20 protein-coding genes are annotated in these 18,475 nt (G+C 41.0%); 5 read left to right on the top strand and 15 right to left on the bottom strand.

Translation table 11 applies throughout. The features are described 5' to 3' along the window. Nucleotides 1-117 precede the first annotated feature (117 nt). Nucleotides 118-1,326, top strand: coding sequence for a porin (locus V7783_RS14695; protein WP_335679349.1), 1,209 nt, complete (start codon nucleotides 118-120; stop codon nucleotides 1,324-1,326). Nucleotides 1,327-1,392: 66 nt separating this feature from the next. Here the strand turns inward: V7783_RS14695 and V7783_RS14690 are convergent, their stop codons facing one another. Beyond that, nucleotides 1,393-1,590 carry a hypothetical protein gene (locus tag V7783_RS14690; RefSeq protein WP_335679348.1) on the bottom strand — a complete coding sequence of 66 codons (198 nt, stop codon included), beginning with the start codon at nucleotides 1,588-1,590 and terminating at the stop codon, nucleotides 1,393-1,395. Nucleotides 1,591-1,706: 116 nt separating this feature from the next. On the opposite strand from V7783_RS14690, the gene V7783_RS14685 reads away from it, so the two are divergent. After that, nucleotides 1,707-2,228, top strand: coding sequence for a TetR/AcrR family transcriptional regulator (locus tag V7783_RS14685; protein ID WP_335679347.1), 522 nt, complete (start codon nucleotides 1,707-1,709; stop codon nucleotides 2,226-2,228). Between the two features lie 340 nt (nucleotides 2,229-2,568). Here the strand turns inward: V7783_RS14685 and V7783_RS14680 are convergent, their stop codons facing one another. Together V7783_RS14680 and V7783_RS14675 are read right to left on the bottom strand one after the other, a co-directional pair. Beyond that, a complete protein-coding gene (locus tag V7783_RS14680) occupies nucleotides 2,569-3,447 on the bottom strand; it encodes an alpha/beta hydrolase (RefSeq protein WP_442961381.1) in 879 nt (292 codons plus the stop codon). A gap of 83 nt (nucleotides 3,448-3,530) precedes the next feature. Further along, entirely contained in the window at nucleotides 3,531-4,046 is a 516-nt protein-coding gene (locus V7783_RS14675) for a GNAT family N-acetyltransferase (RefSeq protein WP_335679345.1), read from the bottom strand. Between the two features lie 101 nt (nucleotides 4,047-4,147). Here V7783_RS14675 and V7783_RS14670 point away from each other — a divergent pair, with 101 nt between their 5' ends. Continuing rightward, nucleotides 4,148-4,357 (top strand): hypothetical protein, encoded by a 210-nt coding sequence (locus V7783_RS14670; RefSeq protein WP_335679344.1) that lies wholly within the window; start codon nucleotides 4,148-4,150, stop codon nucleotides 4,355-4,357. Nucleotides 4,358-4,688: 331 nt separating this feature from the next. Here V7783_RS14670 and V7783_RS14665 read toward each other — a convergent pair whose 3' ends face one another. Together V7783_RS14665 and V7783_RS14660 are read right to left on the bottom strand one after the other, a co-directional pair. Further along, on the bottom strand, nucleotides 4,689-4,952 hold the full coding sequence (locus V7783_RS14665) for a Txe/YoeB family addiction module toxin (RefSeq protein WP_335679343.1): 264 nt from the start codon (nucleotides 4,950-4,952) through the stop codon (nucleotides 4,689-4,691). Then, the gene (locus V7783_RS14660) at nucleotides 4,945-5,199 is read right to left on the bottom strand and encodes a type II toxin-antitoxin system Phd/YefM family antitoxin (protein ID WP_064666222.1); all 255 of its coding nucleotides are present in this window, start codon (nucleotides 5,197-5,199) and stop codon (nucleotides 4,945-4,947) included. Before V7783_RS14660 ends, V7783_RS14665 begins: the two co-directional genes overlap by 8 nt. A 374-nt stretch (nucleotides 5,200-5,573) precedes the next feature. Here V7783_RS14660 and V7783_RS14655 point away from each other — a divergent pair, with 374 nt between their 5' ends. Beyond that, complete coding sequence (locus V7783_RS14655) at nucleotides 5,574-5,639, top strand: hypothetical protein (RefSeq protein WP_335679400.1); 66 nt, start codon at nucleotides 5,574-5,576, stop codon at nucleotides 5,637-5,639. A gap of 462 nt (nucleotides 5,640-6,101) precedes the next feature. On the opposite strand, the gene V7783_RS14650 is transcribed toward V7783_RS14655, so the two are convergent. The 5 genes from V7783_RS14650 to V7783_RS14630 are packed head-to-tail and all read right to left on the bottom strand — an operon-like array spanning nucleotide 6,102 to nucleotide 12,723. Continuing rightward, entirely contained in the window at nucleotides 6,102-7,130 is a 1,029-nt protein-coding gene (locus V7783_RS14650; RefSeq protein WP_182794834.1) for a phosphorylase family protein, read from the bottom strand. Then, nucleotides 7,127-9,619 (bottom strand): GAP1-N1 domain-containing protein, encoded by a 2,493-nt coding sequence (locus tag V7783_RS14645; RefSeq protein WP_335679342.1) that lies wholly within the window; start codon nucleotides 9,617-9,619, stop codon nucleotides 7,127-7,129. Before V7783_RS14645 ends, V7783_RS14650 begins: the two co-directional genes overlap by 4 nt. Continuing rightward, nucleotides 9,616-10,443, bottom strand: a complete 828-nt coding sequence (locus V7783_RS14640) for a hypothetical protein (protein WP_335679341.1) — start codon at nucleotides 10,441-10,443, stop codon at nucleotides 9,616-9,618. Before V7783_RS14640 ends, V7783_RS14645 begins: the two co-directional genes overlap by 4 nt. Further along, complete coding sequence (locus V7783_RS14635; RefSeq protein ID WP_335679340.1) at nucleotides 10,430-11,407, bottom strand: TRAFAC clade GTPase domain-containing protein; 978 nt, start codon at nucleotides 11,405-11,407, stop codon at nucleotides 10,430-10,432. Before V7783_RS14635 ends, V7783_RS14640 begins: the two co-directional genes overlap by 14 nt. 8 nt (nucleotides 11,408-11,415) lie before the next feature. Beyond that, the gene (locus tag V7783_RS14630; protein WP_335679339.1) at nucleotides 11,416-12,723 is read right to left on the bottom strand and encodes a GTPase-associated system all-helical protein GASH; all 1,308 of its coding nucleotides are present in this window, start codon (nucleotides 12,721-12,723) and stop codon (nucleotides 11,416-11,418) included. A gap of 418 nt (nucleotides 12,724-13,141) precedes the next feature. On the opposite strand from V7783_RS14630, the gene gloA reads away from it, so the two are divergent. Continuing rightward, complete coding sequence (gloA, locus tag V7783_RS14625) at nucleotides 13,142-13,669, top strand: lactoylglutathione lyase (RefSeq protein ID WP_335679338.1); 528 nt, start codon at nucleotides 13,142-13,144, stop codon at nucleotides 13,667-13,669. 69 nt (nucleotides 13,670-13,738) lie between these two features. Here the strand turns inward: gloA and htpX are convergent, their stop codons facing one another. From htpX to bioB, 5 genes are all read right to left on the bottom strand, one after another. Continuing rightward, on the bottom strand, nucleotides 13,739-14,602 hold the full coding sequence (gene htpX, locus V7783_RS14620; RefSeq protein ID WP_335679337.1) for a protease HtpX: 864 nt from the start codon (nucleotides 14,600-14,602) through the stop codon (nucleotides 13,739-13,741). Nucleotides 14,603-14,787: 185 nt separating this feature from the next. Beyond that, on the bottom strand, nucleotides 14,788-15,471 hold the full coding sequence (gene bioD, locus V7783_RS14615; RefSeq protein WP_335679336.1) for a dethiobiotin synthase: 684 nt from the start codon (nucleotides 15,469-15,471) through the stop codon (nucleotides 14,788-14,790). Then, nucleotides 15,468-16,256 (bottom strand): methyltransferase domain-containing protein, encoded by a 789-nt coding sequence (locus V7783_RS14610; protein ID WP_335679335.1) that lies wholly within the window; start codon nucleotides 16,254-16,256, stop codon nucleotides 15,468-15,470. Before V7783_RS14610 ends, bioD begins: the two co-directional genes overlap by 4 nt. Further along, on the bottom strand, nucleotides 16,253-17,395 hold the full coding sequence (locus V7783_RS14605; protein ID WP_335679334.1) for an 8-amino-7-oxononanoate synthase: 1,143 nt from the start codon (nucleotides 17,393-17,395) through the stop codon (nucleotides 16,253-16,255). Before V7783_RS14605 ends, V7783_RS14610 begins: the two co-directional genes overlap by 4 nt. Then, nucleotides 17,395-18,435 carry a biotin synthase BioB gene (bioB, locus tag V7783_RS14600; RefSeq protein ID WP_335679333.1) on the bottom strand — a complete coding sequence of 347 codons (1,041 nt, stop codon included), beginning with the start codon at nucleotides 18,433-18,435 and terminating at the stop codon, nucleotides 17,395-17,397. Before bioB ends, V7783_RS14605 begins: the two co-directional genes overlap by 1 nt. Nucleotides 18,436-18,475 lie beyond the last annotated feature (40 nt).

Raw genomic sequence — 18,475 nt, 5'->3', positions numbered from 1 at the left:
ATATTTTAATTTTCCTCTATGCTTTTTAAGTGATATTTTTTCACTTTAGCGCTGCTTGTCCCTTTGTTAGGCTTGCGCGGTTTACAACAACACACATAACTAACAAGGTTTTACTCAATGAATAAAGGATTAGCTGCAACAATAGCATCTACGCTATTTATCGCACCAAGCGTGTTTGCATTGGAAATTTACAATGATGATACCAATAAGCTGTCTATTGGTGGATTTATCGATGCACGAGTCATTCATACCCAAGGACAGACAGAAATAGTTAATGGAGCATCGCGGATCAGTTTTGATTTTAGCCGTAAACTTAAAAATCAATGGACTGCGCTGGCATTACTAGAATGGGGAGTTAACCCGGTTGGTAGTAGCGATATTCTTTATAATAATCGCTTTGAATCGATTCAAGATGAATTCTTATATAACCGTTTAGGGTATGTGGGCATTGCCCATGAAAAATATGGCCAAGTAACGATAGGTAAACAATGGGGTGCGTGGTACGACGTAGTATATAGCACCAACTATAGTTTAGTTTGGGACGGCAATGCAGCGGGTGTTTACACGTATAACAAAGACGATGGCGCGATTAACGGTACCGGTCGCGGTGATAAGTTATTACAATATCGAAATAGTTATGGCGACTTTAGCTTTGCGGCCCAAGTGCAGTTCAAAAATAATGATTTTTATACCTGCGATATTGAGGCTATTTCAGAAGCTGCTTGTCAAACACTCTGGGAGAATGGCAGTAATATCGCCCAACAGGTGGAGTTTAATTCAACCTATGGTGCTGCCGTCACCTATTCAGTAAGCGATGATTTAAAACTTACCGCAGGATTCAACCGTGGAGAGCTTAACGTAAACTACACAAACGGCCGAGTTCAATCCGTTGATGATTTTATTTATGGCGCTGGGGTTACTTGGGGCAACTTTGACAGTGATGGAGTCTATTTTGCGGCGAACATCAATAAAAATGAAAATCACGATACCGATAATTTAGGCCGTTTGATCAAAGATGCGGTGGGTTTAGAATCGTTACTCTCTTATAAATTCGATAATGATATTCGTACCTTCATAGCTTATAACGTGTTTGATGCAGGAACCGATTACGTAATACAGCCGAACTTTAATGCAGATCCTAATGACAATTTTAAACGTCAATTTAGTGTGCTTGGGATTCACTATTTATTTGATGCCGATACGATTGTGTACATAGAAGCGCGTAAAGACTTTAGTGACTTTTCAAGCGCGGATAAAGAACAAGAGTATCAAATGGGATTATCTGAAGACGATGGTATTGCTATCGGGTTTCATTACACTTTATAACCGCTAAGCAGATAGGCTGATTACGTTGACCACCGAATGAATCAGCCTATCTGAATTAAAAGCATCTTACGTCTTACTCTTTCCTTGATTAATAAATGCTTGCTTAAACGCTAAATACCCTGCTTTTGGACCAAGTATGATCCACAACATTAATAGTCCGCCAAGCAATAAAATTGCTTTTAGTAGTGGCCCTAACATGTAAGAATAAAAAATAATAAATGGAACAAATAGAACGTAGCCAATAATCAGCTTAATTTGTGTCATATGACATCCTCCTTATAAAAATGAGCGCGCTCAAAAATATAATTGAGCACAGTCATTTTTACAATCTATTATTTGTTCTTTACATTGATAATAAAATTAACTTATTGAAAAATAAAATGAATAAAAAAACTCAAACGTATAACAAAATCCTTACTAGTGCTTGGCTACTGTTTTTACAACAAGGATACGAGCAAACTTCAACGCGGGAAATAGCAAAAGCAGCAAACGTTGCTACAGGGACTGTTTTTAGCCATTTCGAGAATAAAATTGATTTACTTAAGGCTGGAATGCGGCAGCAAATTGATGAAATCATTCATCAATCAAGTCTGACAGATAACCAACATGCACCACGCTTAAAACTTCGTCACTATGCCCTGCCGTTGTTTGAGTTTTATTGTAATAATAGTGAGTTCAGCAAAATATTAATTAGCGATATAATCTGGCAGAGCGCTTTTTTTGAGCAACAAATGAATGAATTTAAGCAACGATTATTTAGCGAACAACCCGAGTTTGATGATATAAAAGCAAGCGTAATGCTCGACTGTTATTTTATGACAATAATTTCAGGCTTAAATGAGCAACAACCACAGCCTGAAAAAATGCTACGACAACTTACTAATAAACTCTCTGTAATTTAAACACAAAATGATAAGTTTGGTTTTATATTAGTCGCTTTGCTAAAGGTAGCCGCTGTTAATGTTGGAACTAAGATAATCACGTCTTTATACATTGTGCCTACGATTCATGATTGTTCTTTTAAACTGTTTAAGAACAAACTTGTCCGTTAGTCATTATTTAATTAGCAAAGCCTCTATGACTTGGCTAAATAAGCACTATTACAAACTTTTAATGTGACACTCACCTTTGATAAGCCTTCTTTTTAATATGATTGATGCTAATTTTTACTTATACAAAACATGGTATGATGTGTTCTTTTAGTGGTAGTGCTAATTATACTTTCACTAAATCAGTATTAAATTAATCTAACTGCGAGTTATAGAAATCTAAAGCTGGTTTTACGCTATGCACTGGATTACTCGAATGAGTAAGCCCCTGATTAACCTCACTATACCAGGTTATGTTCGAGGCGTTCGTATTAAGTTTCTTTTGTAGCAAGTTAAACGCACTTAGCATTAAAGGGTGCTCATCCCCACCGACAGAAAGATACAAAAACAATGGTTGCATATTCATCTGCTCAGCTTTTCGCTGCACTAAGAATTGATTAAACTCAGTAACCACAGTCATGTCGTCATACCAAGCTGCAGGACTAAATGCAAAATAACTGTTAAACAGCCATGGTTTGGTACTCATTGTATATAAAACAAAACTCCCTCCTGCTGAATAGCCAGATAATATGCGGTTGTTATTCAAATTATAATGAGACTCTAAATAAGGTAATAATTCACTGTCTATAAAAGTTAAAAACTTATCCGCTTGGCCAAATAATTCAGGCGCATTTTCACTTGCAGGTCTGGGCTGAGTATTAACATCCTGTCGTGCATACGGCGGCACTAAATCACGATTTCTGGTAAAGGTCCAAAATTGATTAGGGATAGACACTAAAATAGTATCCTGCTGCGCTGGTAACTCAGTCATCACTGAATCCCACTGCGTAAGATTAAAGTTACCGTCGGTTCTAATGATCAAAGAATAGCGCTTGGTTGGCGTAAAATTGCTCGGTAAACGAATAAACACTTTCCTACTTTCATCCAATACCTGGGAGTAAATAGTGACGTCTTTAAAGTTTGACGTGTAATGTGTTGTGTATTTATAAATCACTACGGCTGCTGCGATCAGTGCGGCTAGGCTTAACAAAATAAAAATTACAGTGCGATTTAGTTTTTCTAATAAAGCCATCATAACTTCCTGTTAAATATTGTTTAAAAACAATACCCTTGTTCAGGCTAAGATTAAATGACTGTTTTGTAACAAAGTATGATTTAAAGTTTATAAATCCAATGTTCACTCGCTACATGAGTGAAGTTAAAACGACGAAGTAATTGCTGGCTTTGAGTGTTTTCTATAGCCACTTTCGCCTGTAAATTAGTAATGTTCAACTCATTATCTAAATGCGCAATGTTGCCTAACTGAGTAACAAGGGTTTTTATATTTGTTTGTATGAATGCTAATGCCTCAGACATATACCCATTCCCCCAATGATCTGGGGCTAATTCAAAACCTAACCAAGCGCTGTTGACCTCAATATCATATAAACCAACGCAGCCAATCAAGATCACCGTATTTTTTAAATATATTCCTAAACGCAGCGTATTGCCTTCATACATGCCAGTAATATCATCTTGGATCAATTGTTTTACCGCGTCACGTGTAACTGGCACACAGTAGTCATTATATTGAGCAACTAACGGATCAGACAAAATAGCCCAAAGTGCATTGCAATCTTTATGCTTAATTGGCTTTAATGTAATGCGGGTTAGTGCAAACTCAGTGTTCATAGATAAAATTAAATTACGGCATTAAAGCACGCTTTCATTGCCTTTAGATACTATTACCTTAAAATAACAGGCATCCAAGTTAATCACAAAGTAATATTATTATGAGCGATGAATTTAAAGTAATACAACCAACAACCACTGTTTATTGTCCAGAGCGTGGTGAAGGATGGACATTAACAGGTATAACAAGTATTGATGAATTTACATCTGTAATGTTCGATGGCGTGCGTTACACATTGCCAGCAAGGGAAATTGTTGAGCAACTACTGCCAAACCAAGCTGCTAGACAAAAACAAGATATAGCAGAATAACTTATCAACAAACAAAAGGAATTAACATTGCGTTAGACAATGACTATTTAACGTCATTAAGAGATCTTAGCCTTTAAGTTAATCCTCATTTGCTTCTATTTCTCTGCTCTTTGTGCAAAAAGTATTTAATTGAATTGTTCACAAAGAGGTTAAGAGACGCTGCGCTTTAGAGTAAAAAAAATTTACGCGGTTGTGGAATTACCTAATAGTCATAGCATGTGGTATCACCAGTAAACCGCCTATTTCACTTCCCGCTAATAGAAGGCATATGATGTGGGGGTTGGAAAAGACATCCGGCTGCCCGATTAGTTGCCTGACGTTAAGATCTGTTTTAATAATGATAGCGGCACGAAATTATTGTGACAGCCTGATTATCTACTACATAAATAAGTCGATTGGTATCATCAATGCGGCGAGACCAAAAACTTGATAAATTTTCTTTTAGTGGCTCAGGTTTACCTATGCCCTCAAACGGAGAGCGCTTTACATCGTTGATAAGTTTATTAATACGTTTTAGCGTCTTCTTGTCTTGAGTTTGCCAAAACAAGTAGTCAGTCCAAGCATCGTCAGTCCAAGACAGTAAACGACTACTCATCAATTAGCTCTCGTGCTGTTGTTTTGCCAGCACGATACTGAGCTATTGAACGATTTAAATGCTCTGCATTTTCAGGTGAACGAAGCAAGTGAACGGTCTCCATAAGGCTATTGTAATAATCTAAAGACATAACCACTGCATCCTCAGAATCACGGCGAGTAATTACTGTTGTATCAGCATCATTAACTACTCCGTCCAAAACAGCTTTGAGACCATTTCTGGCTTCAGTAAAAGATACAATTTTCATCAGAACCTCTACATGTATATTTGATGGACCAAGTATAGGCTTAGAAAATTAACATGTACAGCAAGTTGAACACATCACATTTATATGGCAGCTAATGAGCCTGTAGAATAACTTGTTTTAAATTTATTTTTATTAGTGGTTTAGCCATGCCAATACTAAGCGCTAAGTTTCCCTCATTTACTTCTCATTCCCTTCTCTTTGTGCAAAAGATCTTTAATTGAATTATTCACAAAGAGGTTTAGAGACGCTGCGCTTTAAGAGTAATAAAGATTCTAGACCCAGAAGTATTTACGCGGCTGGGGACACTACTACCGAATAGCAACGCTTATCAGCTAACAGTGGATTTAGATCATTGGATCCACCGTAGGATAAGAATGTGCTACTGGCGGCAATGGCGCTCTTTAGAAAGGTATAGCTCGCACCAAAAGTACGCAGTTTAATGAAACTGGGTGTCAGCGAACAGCTCGCATAGCCTGCGGTATCACCAGTACCAAAAGTAGGCGCTTGGAAGCGAAGGTCCTTTTAGAAGCTCAAAAACAAAAGGAATTAACATTGCGCTAGGCAATAACTACTTAGCTTCACAATGTTTAGTGTCATTGAGAGATATTTGGATCAATATTCATTACGGGAGATGAACCGCCCATTGCACTTCCAGCTAATAAAAAGCGCATGATGGGTGGTGTGCCTCCAGCTACCCGATTCAAAAACATTTTCAGAACACCGTTTTGATCACTTTTTACCCCCCACGAATTCAAGCGCGTCCTCTTTTGTAGGCCCCCGATCTGCAATGATCGCAAATACTCCGAAAAGTCACCTAGATGCTCAAATTGAGTAAGCATCCCATATTTTTGGAATGATCCCTAAAGTCCCTAATCTTTTGTACTAGACTGATTCCGTCCAATCTACATAATCTCTTTAACATCTTCATTACTTCCATACTCTTCTGCAACAGTTTTAATTAAACTATCTAAACTCACACTTCCTCCACCGCCAAACTTCAAAGCTCGAATAGCTTCGACCCATTGACCTTTGCCAGTTTGGCCTAGATTAATTAAAGACAAATCACCACCAGCTGCAATCCATATTTGATTATCTTTCAATCCGCCTGGATAAAGTTTACACATAATTTCAACCAGCTTTTGCTCTCGGTTTGGTTTAGTTGTGGTATCTGAAAAATCCAGTTGTTCAAGCAGACCGAACATAAAGGCAGCTACATTTGCTGAGGCGTAGGGCTGGGAGCCTTTGCTATCCATATGATTTTTGCCGTCTACTAGGTCGGAGATGCCGCGAAGCAGCAGGGTTTTAACAAGCGGACGCATACGACAGACTTCCAGAAAGCCGAGGCCTTCCATTTCGATGCCGAGGGCATGGCTAGCGTTTTGTTTAAGGAATTGATGAAGATCTGAATCGATGGAAGCATCTACCTTTTCACCAGAAGCAATGGTTCCGGTGTAAGTGCGGATGACGGGAGCAAAATCCGAGTTTAGTAGTTCTTTAATTTTTTGATTCCATGCGATACTTTTTGCGTACAGGCTGGCCAACCGTTCCAGAGCATATGAAGAAGCACCAAATTGTGGACGAGGTTTAAAATTGTTTTCTTCGGCCTTTCCTCGCTCAAAACCGTAAACGTCCCGACCAATAATAATGTCACCAACTTCTACATCTTTCAGACCACCTGCCACACCTGCAAAAAAGACATACTCCGGTTCGAAATGAGCTATGGCACGCTCTGTTTCTATAGCAGCATTCACATTGGTTTGATCAGTACGGGCGACTATCACTTCAAGGACTCTGCCGTTGCAGTTGTAATCGCCTTTGGTATAATCGGTACAGGTTGAGGGGTGTAGTACTGTCTCGATGTTATTTAAATGCTGCTCGATAGCCAGGCGCTCCACTTCCAAAGCAGTAAGAATCAGAATAGGTTTGTTCATAAAGTCCCTTGTAGTTTTTTAAGAATTTCGTTTGAAGAATATATATCACGCATTTTACTTAACAGTTTTTTACGTGTTGGATTTCCATTATTTCGCATGATTTGGACTGCATGACTCCACTTGTCTCGGCCTGTACCGGCTGTTATAAGTTGTGACTGGTCACCGCCTGCACTTACCCACAATCCATTTTGGTCTGGTCCACTTGGGAACAGCTTAATAGCAATTTCGAAAAATTCATCCATCCATTCTTCTGCGCTGATTGCATCTGGCTTTAACCCACTGGAAGCAAGTGCCATGCGTTGCCAAAACCCAAGTAAGTGGCTGCATTGTAATAAAGCCGGTAGTAGATCATTTCTATGAGAGCGTTTATTGTAAAGCTCATCAACTACCGTTTTCCAGTGGCCTGTAGTTGCAACAATCCGACCAAATTCTTTAGCTTCTGCTGGTGAAAATTGATTATCCTGTATTAACTGCCGTGCGTGATACTCACCCAAACTCGAAAACACACCGAACAACTGTAGTTTTTTGGTGAGGGGGATTGCTTTGCTGCTGAAAATATACTGTTGCACTTTTTGCGATTGCAGTTCCTTTTTTAACTCAGATTCGAGGACGTTATAGTTAAATTTACCGTTCGCATTATCAACCATTAGCTCAACAAACGTTGCACTAACGAACTCGGTACGTGCATGTTCGGGTAATACAGACCAGATAGATACGCGCTGTGGATAATCTTTCAGGTTGTTATATTTGCCAATGCTTATTGCACTTAACAAAGTACTGTTAAACGAATTTCCAGCCAGCATGTGATCAAGAATTTCAAACAGAACCTGCTGTGGTTTGGGAATGCCTTGCCAAACTTCACTGCCATGTTCAATGGCTGTTTTCCAGCAGTTCTGCCAACCTTTACTGGTAATGTCGACACCTTTCATTAAATTGCTGTTTTCGGCAATTAGTTTTCCCGCGATGCTGTACAAGCGGGCATCAGTGTGACTGGCTGCTGCGGATACAAATGAGCTGCTATTGATGCTTCTAGAAAGTGTTTGGAGCGCTTGAATATGGTTTTCATCAGTATCGATACGCAACTGGGCTTCGATGGCTTTTTCAGCAGAATAAAGCTGCACTGCCACTTGCGCGTGTAGCACAAGCCAATTCTTCTGTTCGGACATGTGCAGAACCGATTCCGCTACTGTTTTTTCCAGTAGTGGAATTTTTTCAGTTAGCTCATTTTCAACATCATCCGGCAACCAGGAATGGTGTCGGGTAATCAACATAGGTTCCTTTTCCATCCATTGCCACAAAATGGAGGCGTCGCGAGATTGCCAGTTTTTAAGCCGGTTATTCAAATAACTCAAAACCGTGCTGCTCCACCAGTTTTTCGTTTCAGTCTCCACTGCTCTTACCAGCACAGCACCACACTCTTTTGCTTGTTTTCCGTTAATAAGATGATTGGTGAGCCAGTCACGCAGAGAATCCGACAAAGAAGTAACTGCTTTCGGAAATCCTTTCCAAGTTTGGTATATGAGCGCGATTAAGATATTAATTGGGGCATTGGGAATAGCTTGAAGTATGGCATTCATCAGCCTGCTTTTCCCCTTAATTCCAACTTTTTCACTGGGACTAATCCTCGAAACAAAATTAGCCAACACCAATAAATGGTTAAGCTCAGAGGTATTGTTAATCTGATGGTAGGCTTTACCATAATCCTCAAGCTGCTTTAGCGTTTCTATGGAATCAATTATCGGACCAAAATCATCGATCAAGACCTCGAGGGAAGCTGACTTTTTAGCAACTCCTACCAACCAATTTGCGGTTAAGGACTCAAGGTTCTGCGATTCTTCCGTATCGACGACACGAAAGGAATGCCTTACCCACAGAGTTTTAGCACCTATGGGAATGTAGAGTAGGTTGAGGTTTTCTTTTTTTACATAGGAGGGGCCGAATGCCGCTCCGATTTTTAAGGTGCATTTCTCTTTGGCCGGTAACCTAGGCCAGATTCGGGCTAGCCAGTCCCAGTAGCCTTCCTCCCCCAACCAAACAAATGGCTGCTTTTCTATCAAGGCATTAGTAGCAGCTGCTTCCCTTCCATCCACTGCCCCTATTATCGTTATGGCTCCCTGCGAGCGGTAGTCTATCGAATGCATTTTCGCTTCTTTTTGAATATCAGGCAGGAGATATTGAAATAGGTTGCTGAGGTTGTGTACTCGATGTAAGTCTGCTTTTGGTATAAATAAAGCATGCGAAAAAACGCGTCCAGAACGCAATCCAGGACTTTTATCGGGAAATGTCTTAATAAGCAGAAAGTGATCTTCAGCAAATAAACCACGCATCACAGAGCTGGATAAAACTCCCCCTTCAGGTCGGTCGGCCAGATCGGTATGGCCGCTCACTCGTCTGAATAGTTCATTTTTTTCATCGGAAGCGGCTAGCAGTTCGTGCCCTGAAGTTTTCCCCTGCACTTCTCCATATATGGCCTGCTGGATAATGGTCATAGAGTCAGAGCTTCTTCGATGAGTCGGGTCAGATCCTTTTCCTTAGGATTATCGTCCAATACCAGGTAGCCGAAATTTTGAGGCATCTCGTCCAGGTATTTGTCGCGATCCTCATTGGTTTTTAAAGGGAATTCCTGTGCTGATACTCCAATGATTTTGAAGGACCCCGGCAACCAACTGGCTGCAATGAACTGTGTGAACAACGGCATCTTCTGCTGCAAGATTTCCTCCGGTGTCGAATCGGTCTTCAACTCATCCCAGCAGGTTAATGCAATGAGTAACCTAGGGGTATCAATAAGATCTTTCATTCCCGTGCCGCGCGCGTGCATCAGGACTTGCACTAGCTCGATAAATTGGGATTGCTCGGAAGTGCCGGAAATTGAGGCATTCGATTCTTTCTGATCTTTTTCAGCATACCCCTTCTTACTTAAGTCGAAGCGCTGTTCAATTTCTGAGGGGCGAATGAAAAGAATCCAACGGTCGTTCGTTTTCGCCCGTTCGATCCACGTTTTGTCATATTCCATCAATGCTATGAGGTCGCGTACCTGCTCCCCACCATAATCTTTACAATGCAACACAAATTCCAGCCCTTCGTGCATGACCGGTATTTTGACCTCCAGGTTATCTGTAGAAGGCGTTGGTTCCGTTTCTTCCCCGTCAGTAAGTCGATCGTATGCGCTTTTGATCCCATCGATATTTTCAGGTGCGGAAGCCAATTGCAGCTTTCCTTTTTTATCTAATAAGCGGCCATACAATTGGGCTAGAAAGGTAGTTTTCCCCGTTTTAGGCGGTCCGATGATCAATATTTCGTTATTTGCTATCATAGTTGCCTCGGTATAAAAGGAAGAAATCATCTGCTTGAATAGATGCAGGTGCAATGCGCAGTCGTTTCGGGTTAGCTAGTAAGTTGAGTACCGTTTCTGCCACATTTATATTATTAATGTGACATAACTGGTCGGAGTCGGATTTCGAATAATTGCTGATCTCCAGTGAGATGGCTCCGGGAAAGATTTCAGAAAGATTTCGTTTGATGGCATCCACAATGTTTTCGCGCATATTCTTAGCCAGGTCGGCTTTCGACCATAAGATCACTACAGGTCTACCTCTAAGGCTGCTTTTAACCTGTTCGGCTACTTGAACAATGTCACGTCTCGCCCTGCCTCTTTGCCCAATAATTGCCTCGCAATCAACAAAAAACAGGAAAGCATGGGCGTTGTCATAAATCCAGCGAGCATTTTCAGCTGCAGGATCGTTCACATTATTCGCCCATTTGGAAAATACTTCGCCTGATGAGTCAGCAAAAAAGATGTCATGTAAAAAACCGTCATGGCGCAAGGCTAGGTGGTAAAGGCTGTAAAAATCATTGTCGGAAGGCGTGGCATCTGGGTTTCGAACCGTACCATCGTCCTGGACTTGCAATGTTTTGGCCTGCAGTTCCCATCCGTTCAGCGTATAGCTTCCAGCAAAATCCCAGTTTTCGATTCGTCTGCCGTTGAATAGCAGCGAATACAACATGGCAAGGTAGGTGGTTTTACCTGCACCAGACGACCCAACCAAACCGATGATCCTGGGCGTCCCTCGGTGTGTCAGAATTTCGAGCTGTTTCGGCCGCAACCATTCTCCGGTCCAAGGAATGGACGCAGCCAATTTTTTTGAAGTTTTGGCCGATGGTTCTGTGGCTCCTGTCACTGCGAAAAACTGACATTGTTCGTGCAGAGGGCCAGCAAGTTCAAGACAAAAATCCTTCGGTGCATAGCAGCCTTCTTTAGTACATCTTTCGTTTGCCATGTTTCGCCTTATTTATCGGTTGCCAGTTTTTGAGCTTGTAATCCATGAAACAACCACACCGCCAGATCGGATGCCGTAAGTTTGGCTCTTTTGTCTATGCCCGTTTCTATGAAAAAACGGGTAGGTTCGCTCAAATGCAATGTATTGCCCCATGCGCTAAGCAGGGATTTACGCTGCTCTCCTTGTTCTGAATATGCTTTCAATGCTGATTGAATGTTACCATGCAGGCTAAGGCTATCCTTTAACCACTCTATCAGTGGACGCTCTTCGGATGCCATATCCCCATGCACGTCTTTCAGCGTTTCTCGCAGCAAGTAATCCAGGCTTTCTGGGTAGATTGGATCTACTTGTTCGGCAAGGTCGTGCGCCATGCAAACGGCCGCGTTCAATAGGTCAAGGCTACGATAACTAGCATTCAAAGAACCAGAATACAGCGATTGCTTCCACCACAGTAGCTCACTGCGCTTATTGTTGGCAGTGATGCTGTTGACGATAGAATCATTCACGTCTTCGAAAAACGGTTGGAGTTGGGAGAAATAATCATCCAAATTCTTTTTAATGGAGGAAGAAACCGTAGAAAGGGATTGGGCTTGTTGGGATAAGGCGGAGTTCACAACCTCAGCAATTCCTGTTGCTGAATTTTCAGCTGCAAACTGAGGCCACTGCCAGCTATTCTGAGCTGCAGATTGAGGGTTCTTTCCTCCTCCAGCTTGCTGACTCCATCCAGAGTGAACCATCGCATCGAGTAATTGTGACTTTAGTGATACTTCATCTATTTGAGCCGCTTTAACTGCTGAAATAGAAATCTCAACTCCATTAAATTTACTGGCCTGAAGTTTGTGACCAATTCCCCATGCCGCTTGTCCATTTTCCTCCACTTTGTCGGCCAGTTCCTGAAGAAGCAAACGAATCGAATTCTCCTCCGCATCAAGCTGGTAATGCCCGATCACATCACGAGCTGTCAACCAGACCAGTGCTGCCGTAGCCCCATCATCTTTCGATAGCTGGGACAGCGATTCTAAGATCACTGACCGTACGTAGGTGGTGGATGTATCATTGGTGGCCGTCACACTATTCTTAAAAGCAGGCCAATTTTTGATAATTATCTTTTCCACTTCCTGCGCCACTGGGTCACTGTCTTTTACCTTTGGGTCGAAAGCCACTAGGGTATAGGGGATGAAATCCGACTTTGTCTTTTTTCTTGTTAAATATTTTTTGACTTCTTTTACAGCCTTCGTCAGGCTATCAATGTTCGCTGGGACATCAGTTTTTATGTGCTGTTCGTTAAGGTAGGTTTGAAGTATTGATTCAGTCATTAAAAATTGCCTTTTCCCTTGTCCAATTAGGTAGAACATTAAAGATTATTATGTATTTTTAACAATTTTGCCTACGACATTTGTCGTTTTACAAACCATCAAATGTCCATATATTACAATCTGTTCATCTTAGCCAGTAAATAAACACCTGTAAACAATTAGTTAATCTATGCTCAGGTTTTATAAATGTAGCAATACACCAAAATGGTGGAGATCAGTAATATTAGACAAAACACCATTACTGTATAAATAAATAGTATCGCTAAATATGTCATTTTTCACTTATAAAACATCCAGCTCACTGGCTGGTAATTTAGCTAGGTGGTTTTAATTTTTGCTACTGATGATTATGATGAGCGCACACCCTGCCTTTTTAAATTCATTAAGGTTTTTCCGTCATTTCATTAAGGATTATCTCATGTCTCGCTATAACGAATCTCCAGAGCAAGTTGCACAGGCCACTGAGGGCTATGTGATGCAGCAAACTATGTTACGCATTAAAGATCCCAAACCGTCGCTGGCATTTTATCAAAACGTATTGGGTATGAAGCTGTTAGGTAAGTATGACTTTCCGGGTATGAAATTTACCCTGTACTTTTTAGGCTATGAGCAAGACTTGCCTAAAGGCGATGATAAACAAAAAACCCAGTGGGTGTTTCGCCGCCCTGCACTCATTGAGCTTACCCATAACTGGGGCACTGAAAGCGACGATAGCTTTACGGGCTATGTTAGCGGTAATGAAGCACCAAAAGACTTTGGCCATATTGGTATTAGCGTGCCCGATGTATACGCGGCGTGTGAGCGCTTTGCAAAATACGATGTGGAGTTTGTGAAAAAACCAGATGATGGCTCAATGAAAGGCCTCGCCTTTATTAAAGACCCCGACGGTTACTGGATTGAAATACTCTCGCCGGAGGGCATAACTGAGATCATTCAATCGCAATAAAAAACATTAAAAATATAAAAGCCTGCAAATGCAGGCTTTTTGTTTACAAGTACTGTGAAAAACTTGAATTTAACGACGTAGTGCGTCTATACGTGCGTCAAGCGGTGGGTGAGATGAAAACAATTCAGCAACTCCTTTACCACTGGCAATACCAAACGCCATCATTGAGCCTTCTAATTGCGAAGGGTGATTCTGTTTAAGTCGCTCAAGAGCTGAGCGCATTTTATCAGCACCAACTAATTTAGCAGCGCCAGCATCGGCAACAAACTCACGTTTACGGCTATAGTAAGCCACGACCATACTGGCTAAAATTCCAAATAAAACTTGGAACAACATATCAAACAAGAAGTATGTCCAGCTACTGCCGCCCTCTTCTTCATCGCTATTAATAAAGTTATCAACTATGCCAGCAAGCACTTTAGCAATAAATATAACAAAGGTATTCACTACACCTTGGATCAAGGTTAAGGTCACCATATCACCATTAGCAACATGAGATACCTCATGGGCCAGTACCGCTTCAGCTTGATCTCGGCTCATGTGTTGTAATAAACCAGAGCTTACTGCAACTAATGAATTATTTTTGCTTGGCCCTGTTGCAAACGCATTCATTTCAGGGCTGTCGTAAATAGCCACTTCAGGCATGGCAATGCCTGCTTTTTTGGCTTGCGCTGCTACGGTTTCAAAAAGCCAATGTTCGGTTTCATTACGAGGTTGTTCGATCACATAAGCGCCGGTTGACTTCTTCGCCATCCATTTTGACATGAATAAAGATATAAACGAGCCACCAAAACCAAACACTGCAGCAATCAATAATATACCGCCTAAACTGCGATTACTGATGCCAAACACACTCATTAAAATAGATAGCACAATACCTAAAACAAGCATAACGGCTAAATTTGTAAGTAAAAACAACACAACACGTTTCATAATTTCCTCAGTGTAACTTCAATTGTATTAAGTAACGGTTATACCTACGAACAAAGGTAATACTTAGAACCGTTACTTAATAAAATTATAAAGCTGAGAATAGCCAGATAGTAAACTGAGCCACTTAAAAAGCAATCATTTTTAGCGAAAAAATGACAAACTATGTCAACTAACTATTCTAGATACTATGGGCGCAACTTTAAAATATCAAGCAGGGTTTGATAAATTTTTAATTTAGGTGTGCCAGTGCTGTAGGGGCTGATCGCTAAAAGCGGAAAAGGAAGTCGTTGTTGCAGTGATTCAAGATTAGCATCGTATTCGGCCATATTTGGGTCAACTTGATTAGCAATCCAGCCAACACAATTAACACCTAGGGCGCGCATATGAGCAGCGGTTAAAAATGCATGGTTTAAGCAACCCAGTTTCATACCAACAACTAATATCACAGGTAATTGCTGCACTTTTACCCAATCATACAAATACTCATCATTGTTGATTGGTAAAGCCCAGCCACCAGCGCCTTCGGTAAGTATATAGTCCGTGTCTTTTTGCGTTAAATGGCTATAAGCTTGGCTTATATTATCAACCGTCAGTAATTCATTCACTTGTGCTGCGGCAATATGAGGGGCAATAGGTGGCGCAAACACAAATGGGTTAACCTCTTTATAAAGTGCAGAAACACTGGCACTTTCCATCAACGCTAGTGCATCATCATTAACCAGTTCGCCAAAGGCAAGCTCTGCACCTGCGGCCAGTGGTTTAAAGCCTAACGCACGTTTTTTATGTTGCGCCAACAACTTCAATAATAAACAACTAACATGTGTTTTTCCGGCATCGGTATCAGTGCCAGTAATAAAAAATTCATTCATATTTTGGTTAATTCCATTAAAACAACCTGATAGCTCACCACAGCTTGCGTATTTGTTATTGGATAAGCTGCGCACACCTGTTGCAATGCTTTGCGCGTCAATAACCCTTGGCGCTTTTGCGGCCCCAACTGATTAGTTGCACCAATTGCTTTTAATGAGCGCAGTGCTGCCATCGGGGTTTGAAAAGCATCTTGGTAACACGCTTGGTCAAAACTATTAATTTTAAACTCGGCATTAGCAATAAATTCTCTTAACTGAACGACGCTGTGAAACGAATTAACATGACTTTGTTGATCCACTTTGGCAAATGCAGAGGCTATTTCCGCAAGTGAGCCATCAACAACACAACTTAAATAAACTCGCCCTTTGCACTTAAGCACACGGTTAAGTTCTTGTAACAGCTCAGCTAAATTACTTGACCATTGTACGGCAAAATTACTAAATATGACATCTACACTATTACTTTGCAGCGGTAACGCATCCATATCAGCGCAAATTGATGCAGTTGAGTGTTCCGCCATTTTGAGCATATCAAAACTTAGATCAACAGCATAAACTTGATCAAAATGCTGCTTAAGCTGAGTAATATTAACACCAGGGCCCGCGCCTAAATCTACACAGATTTCATCAGTCACACTGGTTATTTTTTTTAGAAGTGCAGATGCCGAACGTTTTTGCACATTTGCATGTGCTGCGTAATCAACCACTGCACGAGAGAATTTATCCGCAGTGTGCCTTTTTTGTAGCTGTTGATTAACCACAACAGGAATCGACATAGCCATCATAACGCAATCACCAATTCTGCAATTAAATGCTCAATATCTGCTTTAGTATGGGCAGCAGTTAAGGTAATACGTAAACGAGAAGTGTTAAATGCCACTGTAGGTGGGCGAATTGCAGTAAGCCAAATACCCGCTTTTTTAAGGGTATTTGCAACTTCTAGGGTATGTTCTGCACAGCCAAGTACGATTGGCTGAATAGCTGTGTTTGATGGCATCACCGCTATATTATGTTTAGTTGCTAATAATTTAAAGTAATCAATATTATCAGCTAACTGCTTGCGCTTTTGCGCTCCCTGCTCTGCTGTAATTTGTTGTAGCCTTGTTAATGTCAGCTCCGCTAGTAAAGGTGACATCCCGGTTGAGTAAATGTAATCACGATTAAATTGCAACAGGTAGTCAATCACCTCTTTACTTGCTAATAGACATGCTCCACTACTGGCGACTGCCTTGCCAAAAGTGATCACCAGTAATTCAGGCTTAATAAAGTCGCAACTGCCTAGCCCGTTTTCACCTAGCACACCAAAGCCATGTGCATCATCAATCATTAGCCATGCATTAAACTCTTTAGCTATAGCACTGAGTGATTCAATTGGAGCTTGGTCACCATCCATTGAAAACACCCCTTCACTTATAATCAACTTATTTATTGCCGGTGATTTTTCTAAGTGTGATTTAAGGTGCCGCATATCATTGTGATTAAAGCGGATCATCGCAGCTTGGCTATGCAAAGCACCGTCAATAAGACTGGCATGATTTAGTTTATCTTGAAAAATAGCACTTTTTTGAGCCGTTGCTTTATCTTGGAACAGGGCTTTAAGAACACTGCTATTGGCACTAAAACCACTGTTGAATAATAAGCCACTTTCAAAACCTAGCTGCTCACATAAATACCGCTCTAATTGATGCTGGCTCTGTTTATAACCTGTTACAAGCGGCGAGCTGTGGCTCCCCAAAGGCTGCGAACTTAAACTATCAACTGGTTGCTCTGCAAAACCTAAATAGTCATTACTGGCAAAGTTTAAATAGTGTTTACCTGCAATAGTGATTTCACGTGCGCTAGCGTGACTAATTAAATGTCGCTCTCTAAGCAACGTATCTTCTCGTCGAGCCTGAAGATGCGTTTTTAAATATGAAAATGCCATTATGCTTCGTAAAACATCTCAGAGGTTGCTTTATCTGCGACCGCTGACGATAACGACGCTTCATAGGCTTCGTCAGAATAATCATGGCGCTTTTCAGGGTTCATGCCTAATTTTTTGATCAAATTCATATCCGCATCAGCTTCTGGATTTTCTGTGGTTAATAACTTATCACCATAGAATATTGAATTAGCACCGGCAAAAAAGCACATTGACTGCATTTGTTCGTTCATCGCATTACGCCCTGCTGATAACCGTACATAACTGTGTGGCATCATAATACGCGCTGTGGCAATGGTACGAATAAACTCAAAGTGATCTAAGTCATCGACATTTTCAAGTGGTGTGCCTTTTACTTTTACTAGCATGTTAATTGGCACACTTTCTGGTTGTTGCGGTAAATTAGCAAGCTGCATTAATAAACCAAATCTGTCGGCTGCTTGTTCACCCATACCCACAATACCGCCTGAACAGACTTTCATTCCTGCATCACGTACATTACCTATTGTGTCGAGACGGTCTTGAAATGTACGGGTAGTGATAATTTGCTCGTAATATTCTGGCGAGGTATCAAGGTTATGGTTGTAATAATCAAGACCTGCATCGCGCAGCGCATGAGCCTTTTGATTATCCAACATACCCAATGTCATACAGGTTTCAAGGCCGAGCTCTTTAACTTCTTTAACCATTTGCGAAATATACGGCATGTCTCGGTCTTTAGGATCAGACCATGCAGCGCCCATACAAAAACGGGTTGCGCCTTTTTGTTTTGCTAAGCGTGCTTGTTCAACTACTTTTTCAACTTCCAGTAGGCGTTCGCGCTCTAAGTCCGTTTTATAATGGCCCGATTGCGGGCAATATTTACAGTCTTCTGGGCAGGCGCCTGTTTTAATTGATAGTAACGTAGATATTTGCACTTCATTAGGATTAAAGTTAGCACGATGTACAGACGCGGCTTTAAACAATAAATCGTTAAACGGCATTTCAAATAAGGCTTTTACTTCCTGATGTGTCCAATCGTGGCGAACAGCTGCAAACTCCATAACTCTCTCTTTTTATTTTTCATGACGGTGATATTGGCTT

The sequence above is a fragment of the Pseudoalteromonas sp. genome (assembly GCF_036960685.1).
Classification (GTDB): domain Bacteria; phylum Pseudomonadota; class Gammaproteobacteria; order Enterobacterales; family Alteromonadaceae; genus Pseudoalteromonas.
This window is presented reverse-complemented; position numbering and strand designations above follow the sequence as displayed.